The 12,801-nt window shown below is 66.2% G+C and carries 11 protein-coding genes; 7 read left to right on the forward strand and 4 right to left on the reverse strand.

All coding sequences use genetic code 11. The features are described 5' to 3' along the window. The first annotated feature begins 11 nt into the window (after nt 1–11). The gene (locus C8K36_RS16435) at nt 12–866 is read left to right on the forward strand and encodes a sugar phosphate isomerase/epimerase family protein (RefSeq protein ID WP_107985594.1); all 855 of its coding nucleotides are present in this window, start codon (nt 12–14) and stop codon (nt 864–866) included. Between the two features lie 119 nt (nt 867–985). Continuing rightward, nucleotides 986–1,570 (forward strand): TetR/AcrR family transcriptional regulator, encoded by a 585-nt coding sequence (locus C8K36_RS16440; protein WP_107985595.1) that lies wholly within the window; start codon nt 986–988, stop codon nt 1,568–1,570. An 81-nt stretch (nt 1,571–1,651) separates the two neighbouring features. Here the strand turns inward: C8K36_RS16440 and C8K36_RS16445 are convergent, their stop codons facing one another. Further along, complete coding sequence (locus C8K36_RS16445) at nt 1,652–3,994, reverse strand: arylsulfatase (RefSeq protein ID WP_107985596.1); 2,343 nt, start codon at nt 3,992–3,994, stop codon at nt 1,652–1,654. A gap of 51 nt (nt 3,995–4,045) precedes the next feature. Next, nucleotides 4,046–4,861, reverse strand: a complete 816-nt coding sequence (locus C8K36_RS16450) for a TauD/TfdA dioxygenase family protein (protein ID WP_107985597.1) — start codon at nt 4,859–4,861, stop codon at nt 4,046–4,048. A gap of 96 nt (nt 4,862–4,957) precedes the next feature. Between C8K36_RS16450 and C8K36_RS16455 the strand changes: the two genes are divergently transcribed. The 5 genes from C8K36_RS16455 (at nt 4,958) to rraA (ending at nt 10,680) form a co-directional block, all read left to right on the forward strand. Then, a complete protein-coding gene (locus tag C8K36_RS16455; RefSeq protein WP_181319602.1) occupies nt 4,958–5,569 on the forward strand; it encodes a TetR/AcrR family transcriptional regulator in 612 nt (203 codons plus the stop codon). 265 nt (nt 5,570–5,834) lie between these two features. After that, nucleotides 5,835–7,334: an MFS transporter gene (locus tag C8K36_RS16460; protein ID WP_107985599.1), complete on the forward strand. Its 1,500-nt coding sequence runs from the start codon at nt 5,835–5,837 to the stop codon at nt 7,332–7,334. A gap of 149 nt (nt 7,335–7,483) precedes the next feature. Beyond that, a complete protein-coding gene (locus C8K36_RS16465) occupies nt 7,484–9,721 on the forward strand; it encodes an arylsulfatase (protein WP_107985600.1) in 2,238 nt (745 codons plus the stop codon). Nucleotides 9,722–9,766: 45 nt separating this feature from the next. Beyond that, nucleotides 9,767–10,147, forward strand: coding sequence for a DUF5313 family protein (locus C8K36_RS16470; RefSeq protein ID WP_107985601.1), 381 nt, complete (start codon nt 9,767–9,769; stop codon nt 10,145–10,147). A 62-nt stretch (nt 10,148–10,209) separates the two neighbouring features. Continuing rightward, the gene (gene rraA, locus C8K36_RS16475; RefSeq protein WP_107985602.1) at nt 10,210–10,680 is read left to right on the forward strand and encodes a ribonuclease E activity regulator RraA; all 471 of its coding nucleotides are present in this window, start codon (nt 10,210–10,212) and stop codon (nt 10,678–10,680) included. 11 nt (nt 10,681–10,691) lie between these two features. Here rraA and C8K36_RS16480 read toward each other — a convergent pair whose 3' ends face one another. After that, a complete protein-coding gene (locus C8K36_RS16480) occupies nt 10,692–11,993 on the reverse strand; it encodes an alpha/beta hydrolase (RefSeq protein ID WP_107985603.1) in 1,302 nt (433 codons plus the stop codon). Between the two features lie 425 nt (nt 11,994–12,418). Next, complete coding sequence (locus C8K36_RS24575; RefSeq protein WP_146176501.1) at nt 12,419–12,619, reverse strand: hypothetical protein; 201 nt, start codon at nt 12,617–12,619, stop codon at nt 12,419–12,421. Between the last annotated feature and the right edge of the window lie 182 nt (nt 12,620–12,801).

Raw genomic sequence — 12,801 nt, forward strand, 5'->3', positions numbered from 1 at the left:
AGGAGAAGCCTGTGACGACCGAACACCCCTTCCCCTTGACCGGGACGGCACTGTCGTGGGGATGCGTTCCCGAACTCGACCTGATCGAGCTCGCGGAAATGGCGGCGCGCCACGGCTTTCCCGAGATCTCGGCACAGCCGGGGCAGTACTTCCGCGCACGACAGGTCCCGACCTGGCGGAGAAGGCTGGCGGCGACGGGCGTCCGGGTCGGTGTCGTCGACGCTCTGATGAATCATCTCCCGGGCTCGCCGGATCCCGGGGCGGTCCCTCGGGCCCTGCGGGACACGTATTCGCTGAACGCCGAGGCGTGTCTGGAGGCCGCCGTGGAACTCGGGGCACGCACTGTCAACATGGCCCACTTCCTCGGCCGGCCGGACGTCGGTGTCGAGGAGATGGCCGCGGGAGCGCGTGAGGTGGGCGAACTGGTCGGACAGGAAGGGGTGCGGGTCAGCCTCGAGTTCATCCCCGGCACCGGGCTGCCGGACCTGGCAACCACCCTCCAGATCGTCGAGTGTGCGGGGTCCGCCGCCGTCGGCATCATGTTCGATACGTGGCACCACATCCGTTCGGGCGGAACACCGACCGAGTTGTCGTCACTCGGGCCGGGCCGGGTATTCGAGGTCCAGATCAACGACTGGCGCGCGCCCGTCGCGACGGGCGAGTATGTACCGATGACCGGTCGCCTCGCGCCCGGCGAAGGTACCGCCCCCGTCGGGGAGATGGTGCGCCTGCTCCGGACCGCGTCGCCGGACGTCGTGCTGGGTCTCGAAGTCTTCACTTCCGAGCGCGGCGACCCGGATGGCCGCGTGGCGCGCCTGGCCGCCGTGACCCGCACGTTCCTGGACAGGTGGCAGGACGCAGCCTGAGATACCCGCCGTCCGCACCCCTCGACCACGCATGTAGCAAATGTTTGATTCAGTCGGTAAAGTTGACGCCGCCAGTACGATCCCACTGGTCGTCAAGCGGTTTCGATTCGGAGGTAGGCATGGAGTGGTCGGAGCGCCACACCTTGATCATGGAGCAGGCCGCCGGCCTGTTCGCCACGAAGGGCATCGCGGGCACGAAGGTCCGCGACATTGCCGACGGCGTGGGCATCCTCTCCGGCAGCCTGTATCACTACTTCCCGTCCAAGGACGCGATAGCCGAACTGATCGTCACCCGGTATCTCGACGCCCTCGTCGACGAGTACAGGGCTATCCTCGCATCGTCGAGCGATCCGCGCGGACGTCTCGACGACCTCGTCAAGGCGTCGTTCCGGGTCAGCCAGGCGCATCCGCACGCGTCCGAAATCTACCAGAACAACGGCGCGTATCTGCGTAAGATGAAGTCACATAGCAAGATTCGTGACGCTGCTCGCACCACGAAGGACGCCTGGATGGCGGTCATCGAATCGGGTATCGCGTCGGGTGATTTCCGCTCGGATCTGCCGGCCGAGGTGCTGTACGGCCTCATCCGCGACGCCGTCTGGTTGTCGTTGCGCTGGTTCTCACCCACCCGCGACTTCGGGATCGATCAGCTCGCCGACTCCGTCGTGTCGGTGTTCCTGGAGGGCGTCCGAGCCCGGACCTGACCGGCTCGCGTCGAGCAGGTCCCGACGGACCCCGCGGCCCTCCACCCACCCGGCGAAGCCGAGTGGGTGGAGCTACTCGAATCAGTGGGTGGCGCGGGCGATCCGCGCGAGCTCCTGCTGTTCCTGCGGCGGACGTGCACCCTCGACGTCGATCCGGACATGGTGGAGCCGGCCGTCGAACGCGAAACCGCCGAGCGAGATCTCGTCCGTGACCGGTGTGCCACGGCTGACGCCGATGTCGAGGCACTCGTTGAGGCTGAACTGGAACGGCGAGGTGGCCGCGATCCGCTGCTTGTCCACCGGCACACCGTCGACCAGCAAGGTGAGCGTGCCCCCGCTCCCCGGCCTGCCTCCGTCGTATGCGAAGTCCGCCGTCACCTCTCGCTCGCCGCGAGCAAGCGGCTGGGGTGACCTGACGTATGTCAGATTCCGTCCGAACAGGTTGTAGCAGAAGACGGGAAACGAGTCGAGGACGTAGAGCGCGAATCCGCCGAATCGGCCGCCGATACTCGCCAGCACACCGTTCGCGGGGCTGCCGCCGATCTCGACCTTCGCCGTGATCGTGTACGAGCAGCTGAAGACACGCGGCGCGGCCTTCTCCCCGATCCCGTCCATGTGCGGATAGAGCGTCAGCCCGGTGCGACTGCGCAGCACGTGCGGGGCCCGCGTGTCCGGGTCGAGGTTGCGGGTGTTCGTCCGATCGTCGAGCGGAAACACCTGGTATCGGCAGCCCACGAGCAGGAATTTCTCCTGCAGCTCGGCGAGCTTCTCGGGATACTGTGCCGCCAGGTCCCGCGACTGGGACCAGTCGATCGAGGTGTCGTACAACTCCCAGACGTCGTCCGCGTAGTCCGGCGGCGGCGCCATCAACTCCCACGGCCTGCGGTGCACCGCCACCGCGGTCCAGCCACGGTCGTAGATGCCGCGGTTGCCGAAGATCTCGAAGTACTGGGTCACGTGTTGGTCCGCAGCGGCGGCGTCGTCGAACGAGTAATTCATCGCGACCCCTTCGATCGGCTGTTGCGACACACCGTCCACGGTCGTCGGGCTGGGCACACCGACCGCCGCAAGGATGGTCGGAGTGATATCGACGCAGTGGTGCCACTGGTTGCGCACCTCACCCCGCGCCTCGATCCCGTCGGGCCAGTGGATCACCAGACCGTTCCGGGTGCCGCCGTAGTGTGACGCGACCTGCTTGGCCCACTGGTACGGGGTGTCCATGGCGACCGCCCACCCGGCCGGGTAGTGCGCGTAGCTGTTCTCGGTGCCGATCTCGTCGAGCCGCTCGAACATCTCCTCCGGCGTCTGCGGTGCGCCACAGAGCGTCGCGAGATAGTTGAACGATCCGTCGAGGCCGCCCTCGGTCGAGGCGCCGTTGTCACCGACCATGTAGATGATCAGCGTGTTGTCCAGCATGCCGCGGTTCTCGAGGTAGCCGACCATCCGTCCGACCTGGTCGTCGGTGTGTTCGAGGAAGGCCGCATACGTCTCCATCAAACGTGCCGAAACCGCCTTCTGGACGTCGGACAGCGTGTCCCAGTGCGGAACACCGGGGGTCCACGGCGCCAGCGCGGTGTCCTCCGCGACCACACCGAGCTCCTTCTGCCGAGCCAGCGTGATCTCGCGTTGCGCGTCCCAACCGTGGTCGAACTCGCCGCGGTACCGGCCCTGGTACGAGTCCGGAATCTGCAGCGGGGCGTGGACGGCACCGAACGGCAGATAACAGAACCAGGGCTTGTCCGGATCCATAGCATCCACGCCCTCGATCCACCGGATCGCCTGGTCGACGAGGTCTTCGGAGAGGTGATAGCCCTCTGCCGCCGTCCGAGGCGGGTCCACCATCGTGAAACCGTCGTGGAGTACCGGCGCGAACTGGTCTGCCTCGGCCCCCAGGAACCCGTAGAACCTGTCGAAACCCTCGCGCAGCGGCCAGTGATCGAACGGGCCGGCCGCCGTGGTCTCCCAGGGCGGCGTCTGGTGCATCTTCCCGAATGCTGCTGTCGCGTAACCATTACCCTGCAGCACCCTCGCGACGGTGGCGGCGCTCGCCGGCCGCATACCGTTGTATCCCGGTGAGGACGTCGAGACCTCGGCGATGTTCCCCATCCCGACACTGTGGTGGTTTCGCCCCGTGAGAGTGGCGGCCCGCGTCGGCGAGCACAGCGCGGTCGTGTGGAACCTGCTGTACTTCAACCCCTCCGACGCCAGGCGATCTGCCGTTGGGGTCCGGCACGGGCCACCGAACGTGGAGGAGGCACCGAAGCCGACGTCGTCGAGCATCACCAGGAGGACGTTCGGGGCGCCTACCGGGGGACGCACCGGCTCGACCTGACGGAACTTCTCCGTCTGATCCTGGATGTGGACGGCCGGGGCGGGGTGCACCATCTCGGGAACGATGGGTATCGCGAAACGGTTGAGAGTCATACGGAAAGCCTTTCAGGGGAGATCACTGCTCGACCCGGACCGGACAGCCGGTCACACCGGCACGTCACCGTCGATCACGACCCGATGCATCCGGCGTCGCTGCGCGTAGTCCGCTACCGCATAATGCTGCGTACATCTGTTGTCCCACAAAGCGATCGATCCAGGTTCCCAACGGAAGCGAACCTGGAAGTCCGGGGATCCGACGTGCTCGGTCAGCATCGGCAGAAGTGCGCTGTTCTCGCGTTCGGTGAGGCCCTCGAGGCGAGTCGTGAAGATTTTGTTGACGAAAAGCGCCTTGCGACCCGTGACCGGATGCGTTCGAACGACCGGATGTACCGAGGGTTCGAACTCAGTGTTCGCCGCATTCCTCGCGTGCGACGCCGAATTGGACGAATCATGAACTGCGGTCATCCCGTCGAGCAGACGCTGCATCCGTGACGAAAGTGCGTCGTAGGCCGCATACATCGACGCCCACAGCGTGTCTCCGCCGATGTCGGGCAGTATCACCGCCCGTAACAGTGACCCCAGCGGTGGGCGGTGCAGGAACGTCGCGTCCGAGTGCCAGATGTCCGAGTTCGCGGTCTTGGGCCTGGAGGGGTCGATGTCGATTGCATGCACCTCGGGAACGTCCTCCGACACCGGTTGCAGGAAGGCGAACCGTTGCAGAGGACCGAAGTGTGCTGCGAAGTCTCGTTGCGCGACATCGTCGATGTGCTGATCGCGGAAGAACAGCACCTGGTGTTCGTGGAAGTGGTCCCGGACCTCCTTCACCACGGCGGGTTCCAGTGGGCGGGACAGGTCGACACCGGTGACCTCCGCCCCGAGGGCGTGGGTCAGGGGTCGTGCCTTCAGTGCAGATCGGGGCATCACACACTCTCTTCTAAGACGAAGCGTCTTAACGGAGGCTAGGTGCTGCGCCTGTCCCCGTCAAGGCTCGAGACGCACTCGGGCACAATGACTCACATGACCGAGGATGTCCGCACGAAGATCCTGCTCGCCGCAGAACGCCTGTTCGCCGAACGCGGGGTCGAGCACGTGTCTATGCGCCAGATCGGCGAACGCGCCGGACAGCGCAACAATTCGGCCGTCCAATACCACTTCGGCGACAAGAGCGGACTCATCCAAGCCCTCTACGATCTGCGGCTACTCCCGCTCAACGCGGCACGCCACCGCATGATCGCGGAACTCGACGTACCCGACTCCCGGGAGCTGGCAGGCGCGTACGTTCTCCCACTGGCCACCACCGTTGTCGCTGCCAACGGATCATCCTGTTACGCACGATTTCTCGATAGGTACCTGGGCCGTGGACGCGACTTCGAGCCGTTCGACGACCGGCACGGCAGCGGCTCACGCGAGGTGGTCAGGCAGATGTCGGAACTCATGGACGGGATCGGCCCCGGGGTCCGCGAAGAGCGACTCAGAATGGTCCAGGTACTCACGATTCGCACACTGGCCGACCTCGAGTACCGGTTGGACAACCGGCAGATCGATTCCACTGCAGCCGATCTGACCGTTTCCGCTCTGGTCGAGGCCGTTTCCGTCCTACTCGAGGCGCCCACCGACGTGCGTGGCTGATCGGCATTCCGAGCCGGACACGACGAAACCTCCCGCTGAGTGGGTCACTGCCCGCAAACCCTTCCCTGCGCAACACCGGCTTGCTACTGTCCACCGCATTGGTCGGTCCAACGTTCGTTCGACTCGAACGGGTGCCCGACGCAGAACAGATAGTTCTGTCCCTCAATGCTTTCGGTAGTTCACGGTCCGCGGTTCGTCGCAGAAACGTCGCCCCCGGTCCCCCACCGAGCTGGATCTCCTCCACACAGATTGGAGTTGTTCGGCCATGGCCGAGTTCACGCATCCCTCCCCCAACCAGAAGTCCTCGGATACCGAATCCCGTTCCAAAGGACAATCGATCCTGATCATCGTGCTTATCGCGCTGATGACCGAGATCGTCGCCTTCGAGTTCACACTCGTGGCTCCGGGACTCACCGACATGGCACTCGCCTTCGAGACGAACCGCATCACACTGGTGATGACCATCCCGCTGCTGGTCGGTGGCGTGGTCGTTCCCATCATCGGCAAGCTCGCCGACGTGTACGGCAAGAAGAAGGTTCTGTTGTCCGCCGGAACCACGTTCCTGGTGGGCACGGTCCTGTGCGCAACGGCCACTGCCTACCCACTGTTCCTCGCCGGCCGCGGGCTGCAGGCCTGCGGCCTCGCCTCCTCCGTCGTTTGCTACGGATTGATCCGTGACCTCATTCCGTCCCGATGGGTCCCGCTCGGCGTCGGTGGCGTCGGCGTGGGTATCGGTGCATCGGCACTCATCGGCCCCCTTCTCGGCGGATGGCTCATCGAGACCTTCGGTTTCCGCAGCGCCTTCTGGTTCCTGTTCGTGTACTCGGCGATCGTCCTCGTCGCGATCGCGATCCTCGTCCCCGAGACCACCGTCCGGCTCGCCCACCGGATCGACTACGTCGGCGCGGCCCTGCTCGGCCTGGGTGCGAGTGCCCTCATCCTGGGCGCCAACAACGAGGACGTGCGCGGTGTGGCGATCCTCGTCGGTGTGATCCTGCTCGTCGTCTTCTTCCTCGCCGAACGCCGGATCGCGCAACCGCTGATCTCCATCTCGCTCCTGGGCCGCCCCGGCGTGTGGATGACCCTGCTGATCGCCGCCGCGTACGGCGTCGTCAACGGGGCGAACGGTGCACTTCTGCCCCAGATGCTGCGGGCGCCGTCCATTCCCGGCAACGACGAGTCCGGGCTGGGCCTGTCCGCCATCGGATACGCCCTCCACTACGGCCTGCCCAGTGGTCTGGCATCCGCCGCCTGCGGTCTGCTCGCGGGTTGGGTCTCACGCAAGCACTCGCCTCGGCTCGCGATGCTGGTCGGCATGATCGGTGCCTTCCTCGGTTCCCTCCTGATCGGCTTCGGCACGGTCACCGGCCTCGGAACGACCATCCTGCTCGCTGTCTTCATGGGTATCGCCGGCGGCTGCTTCTACTCGGCCTCCCAGAACCTGCTCATCGAAGCGGTGCCTGCCGACACCCAGGCGGTCACCGGCTCGATGAAATTCACCTCGGAGCAGGTCTCCGGTGCACTTTCCAGCGCCTTCCTCGGAGCGCTCGTCGGCAGCTACGTGCTGGTGGTCAATCCGAATACCGGCCAACCCATCCCGTCGATGCAGGGCTACCACTACGCCTATCTGATCTGTGCTGCCGCCGCCGTCGTCGCCGCCCTCGTGACACTCGCCATGCGGCACGGACGCACCCCGGCCACCGGTGGTGTCGCGTCCGGACAGAGTCTCGCCCGATCCGATTCGCCGGCACTACCTGTGCCCTGACTCGCGCTCCACGACCGAGACGCCCCGGAATCCGGTAGAGACGTCGAGAAAGTTGTTGCGGTGCAACAGTGGAGTCCGTCGAATTCTTGCTCGGCGGACTCCACCGGCGGCAGTGACGCCCCCGTGAACCGGCCCGAGAGGAAACCGAGATGACAGAGTTGAGAGCGCCGAGATGCCCTGCCGCACCGAACGTGCTCGTGGTTCTCGTCGACGACATGGGGTTCGGCGCGTCCTCCGCCTTCGGCGGGCCGATCGACATGCCCACAGCCGAACGATTGGCCGCCGGCGGATTGCGGTTCAACCGATTCCACACGACCGCCCTGTGCTCACCGACGCGGGCATCACTGCTGACCGGACGTAACCCCCATGCGGTGGGATTCGGCACGGTTACCAATTTCGTCAGCTCCGACCCCGGATACAACTGTATCCGCCCGGACAGCGCCGCGACCGTCGCAACGATCCTGAAGGACAACGGGTACAACACCGCCGCGTTCGGGAAGTGGCATCAGACTCCCGGCGGGGAGACCGGGCCTGCCGGACCGTTCGATCGCTGGCCGACGGGCGAGGGCTTCGAACGCTTCTACGGATTCCTCGGCGGTTCCACGGACCAGTACCACCCGGCCCTGTACGACGGGGTGACCCCGATCGACTGCCCGAGCACTCCCGAGGAGGGTTACCACCTCTCCGAGGACCTCGCCGACAGGGTGATCGACTGGATGACCTGCCAGCAGTCGGTGGCGCCGGGCAAGCCGTTCTTCGCGTATCTGGCGCTCGGGGCCACCCACTCCCCGCTGCAGGTCCCGAAACAGTGGCGCGACAAGTATTCCGGGCTGTTCGCCCACGGGTGGAACCGGCAACGCGACATCACGCTGGCCCGACAGAAGGAACTCGGGGTGGTCCCGGAGGACGGCGAGATGACGGCGTGGCTCGACCTCGTGCCCGAATGGGACACGCTGAGCGAGGAAGACCGCCGCGCAGCGGAGCTGCTGATGGAGCTGTATGCGGGCTTCGCCGAACACACCGATGCCCAGGTGGGCCGGGTCGTCGACGCGTTGGAGCGCCTGGAACTGCTCGACGACACCCTGATCTTCTACATCCTCGGTGACAACGGTGCGTCGGCCGAGGGCGGTGTGCAGGGCACCGCCAACGAGGGCATCCTGTTCAACGGGTTGCGCGACAGTTCCGTCCGCATCGTCGAGCTGGCGGACGAATTAGGTTCCCCCACAACGGCTCCTCAGTATCCCTTCGGATGGGCACTGGCCATGGACACGCCGTACCAATGGGTCAAACAGGTGGCGTCGCACTATGGCGGTACCCGAAACCCGCTGATCGTGCACTGGCCGGACGGGGTCGCGGCGAAAGGCGGGATCCGCCCACAATGGCACTTCGTGTCCGACATCGCGCCGACGATTCTCGAGGCCGCGGGTATTCCGGCACCCGAGGTGGTGGGTGGCGTGGAACAACAACCGCTGGACGGTGTCTCGATGCTCTACAGTTTCGACGACGCGGTCGCGAACGACCGCCGCACAACCCAGTACTTCGAGGTGTTCGGTAACCGCGGCATCTATCACGAGGGGTGGGTCGCGTGCACCGCGCATCGCGTCCCCATGCAGGCGGCGTCGGCGGATATGCCGTTCGAGGACGACGTCTGGGAGCTCTACGACACCAACGTCGACTGGACCGAAGCGCGGGACATGGCAGAGGAACTCCCCGGCAAACTGGCCGAGTTGCAGCGGCTCTTCGAGCTCGAGGCGGTGGGCAACCAGGTGCTGCTGGACAACGGTCGGATGCAGCGCATGCGTGAGGGCGTTCCCGCCCGTGACCCGGCGCGGGTGGTGACCTATCCGGGCACGATGCCGCCGCTCCTGCCGGACGCCGCGGTGAAGGTGCTCAACCGGTCCCACACGATCACCGTGCAGGTGACGCTCGACGCCGCGGGCAGCAGCGGGGCGCTGGTGGCCCAGGGCGCGCGGGCCGACGGCGGTTGGTCTCTCCACCTGCACGAGGGCCGGCTCGCTTACTGCCACAACGTGGCAGACCTGCATTCGTGGCACGTCCGCAGTGATGCGGTGCTGGCGGCCGGCACGCACGCGATCCGCCTGGAGTCGATCTACGACGGCGGTGGGATGGGCAAGGGGGCGGTGCTCCGCCTGTTCGTGGACGGCGAACCGGTCGGCCACGGACGAATCGAGAACTCGACCGCGTTCTACATCGGCGGCACGGGCCTACTGACCATCGGGCGCAGCCACGGTGTGCCGGTGACAACGGAGTACACACGGGACAGCCGGATCTCAGGCACGGTGCATTCGGTCCGTTTCGAGCTTGCCATCGAGGGGTCGCCGGCGGGGGACGTCGACCTGGCGCGGGTGGCGCTGGCGACGCAGTGACCGGGGGCCGGTCGCACCCGGTTCCACCGGTTCTACGCTGGACCCATGTCGGCACCTTCGCGCCCCACGTTCGGGCAATACGTGGGCTACCAGTTCGGTCGGACACTGCCGGACTCACTGCAGGACTGGGTCCGCAAGGACCTCGTCGGCCCCGGAGCGTCCGCGCGGTACCTGATCCGGTTCACGGTGCCGGTGCTGCCGGTTCTCGCGCTCTTCCTGCTCATTCCCGGTCCGATCTGGATTCCGCTGGCGATGATGGCGCTGCTCTTCATCCCCCTCGTGTACTTCGCGATCGCGTTGATGCAGGTGTACCGCCGGCATCGCCTGCAGAGCCACGGACTCGATCCCGAGCTGGTGGCCGAGAAGGCGCAGCGGCGCGCCGACCACGTTCGCGACGACTACGAGCGGCGGCACGGACGCGGTTGACCGAGCCAAGTTACCGGCCAGTCAACTATGGTGAACGGGCGAACCGACGAAGGGAAGAAACCATGAGTGAGCAGGTAGCGACCGCCGATCTGGCCGACGAGATCGGTCCCGACATTCGCAGCTGCGACACCCAGTTCATCCAGTTCGGTACCCGCGCCGTCTTCTCCGGCCCGATCACCACCATCAAGTGCTTCCAGGACAACCTGCTGGTCAAGCAGACCCTCAGCGAGCCGGGCAACGGCGGTGTCCTCGTCGTCGACGGTGATGCGAGCGTCCACACCGCACTCGTCGGCGACATCATCGCCGGGCGTGGCGTCTCCAACGGCTGGGCCGGCGTCATCGTCAACGGCGCGGTCCGCGACTCGGCGATCCTGCGCACCCTCGATATCGGTATCAAGGCGCTGGGCACCAACCCGCGCAAGAGCACCCAGACCGGCTCCGGCGAGAAGAACGTGCCCGTCTCCTTCGGCGGCGTCACCTTCAACCCTGGCGAGACGGTCTACAGCGACGACGACGGCGTCGTCGTTCGCTGACACAACCGGTTTCAGACGCGTCGCAGGTGGCCGGCGGTCCAGTCGGCCACCAGCGACAGCACCTCGGCGTCCACCGGTTCGCGCACCAACCTCCGGTAGTTCCGCAAGGACGGCGCGCCGGGATCCCGGCGCACCAGGTGCGTCAGGTCGGGGACTCGGACCGTGTCGACCTCGGTCGGAACCAGTTCCGCGATGCGCGACAGATCATCCGGGTCCACCTGCAGGTCCTTGGCGCCGGTGATCGCCAGGACCGGTGAACTATTCTCCTGCAGTATCGGTTTGGGGTCGAAGTCGAGAAACTCCCGGAGCCAGCGGGCGTTGATTCGGCGAAGACCCATCCGCGCCGTATCGTCCGTCGTCCGGTAGAGCTTGTCGAGTGCCTTGCGCTGCTTGGCTTTCACGTCCACCCGCACCAGCCGCAGGGCGGCCCGGGCCGGACCGGGCAATCCGTCCACCGCCTTGCCGGACTGCCACAGCAGCACCTCGCGACCGGTCACCGCGGGACACGCGAGCAGCACCACCGCGGCCGGATCCACCTCCCGATCGGCGCCCAGCGCCGCGGCCAGGCAGGCTCCCTCGCTGTGCCCGATCACGGCCACCGCGTTCCGCGCGAATCCGCCTGTTGTCCGGAGCCATTCGACGGCCGCTGCCGCGTCGGCGAGGTTGTCCGACATTCCGGCAGACAGATAGCCCCCGCCCGACCTCGGGACGCCCCGCTTGTCGTAGCGCAGCGACGCAATGCCGTTGCGGGCCAGCGCCTCGGCGAGCGCGCGGCTCAACCCGATCGGCAGCTTCGCATGATCGCCGTCGCGGTTCATCTCCCCAGACCCGGAGAGGATCACGGCCACAGGACCCGCCTCGGCACCTGCCGGAACGGTGAGGGTACCGGCGAGGACCGTCCCGTCTTCCGACCGGAACGTCACGTCGCGTTCGGACACTCCCGGTCGCCCGGAGCCCCGCGCATCCCGAATTCGACGCGAAACGTCGATCGCATCGGGGGTCGTGACGATCAGTTCGTCGAACTCCGCGCCCGAAGCCCTACCGACGGTGCGTACCCGGACCGCCGGGACCCCGGACCGCGCGACGACGAACGTGCGCACACTCCCGCCGCGCCACGTTCCGATGCGCAGACGTCGGGGAATCCCGAGGCCCGGCGCCCGCATACCGCGGATGTTGGCGAACGGGTCGGCGACCACGTCGACGTCGGACACGTGCTCGATCGGGACGGTGACGTCCCCGTGCAGTCCGGCGGTCCGCTCGAACCGGGACAATCGCAGCAGCACTCGATCGCCCTGCACGCTCAACTCGCCCACGGCAGCACCTCCTGGGTCGAGTATCCCGCTCCGCGGGGTGGGGTCGAGTGAAAGTGACGGCCTCGATACGGCTCGATTCCGCCGGGCGGGACGCCTTCCTGATTCGAATTGGACATTCGATCAGAATGACGGCGAATTGCCGATTGATGGTGTTCAATATCAATCGCAAGTTTTGAATTCGCGGCGGGGACACGGTCGTGTCGGGGGACTCGACCCAGCAGCGACACATACGCATGTAAACCACGGGCCCTTGCGGGGGTATGAGCCCGGTGATGCGGGCGCGCATCGGCTGCTCCGCGACCAATTCTCCACACCCGGGAACCATCCGGGACGCCGCAGAAACGAGCTTCGTAGATGACCGATCAGAAGGGGATTCCTGTCGGGGGGAATCACAAGACGCGCACCGCCGAGTGGATCGGGTCGATTCACACCCGGGTCGGGCGACGTTTCCGGCGCCCCTCGCCGCGGACCGTGTTGGCACTCGCGACCGTGCCTGCAGTCGTCGTGGGCTTGGCGCAGTTCTCCGACACCTCGGCCGCTTTCACGGATAGCGCAATGGCCAATAGTTCGATGTCGAGTGCGGCGAAGCTGCTGCCGGCGGTCGCGTCGTCGGGTTGCGATACCACCGGTTCTCCCGGGTTTCGCAATGCCCGATTGAAGTGGCCGCACATCGGGACCCCGTTCAAGTATCGGGTGATCGTCTACCAACTGAACGGGAACGTGTCACACACCAGCAACGTTATCGATCCCGGAACTGCCTCCGCAGGAACCCAGTTCACGTACGAGATCGACGACAGCGAAGTCGGCA

Origin of the sequence: Rhodococcus sp. OK519 (genome assembly GCF_003051005.1) — a bacterium.
GTDB lineage: Bacteria > Actinomycetota > Actinomycetes > Mycobacteriales > Mycobacteriaceae > Prescottella.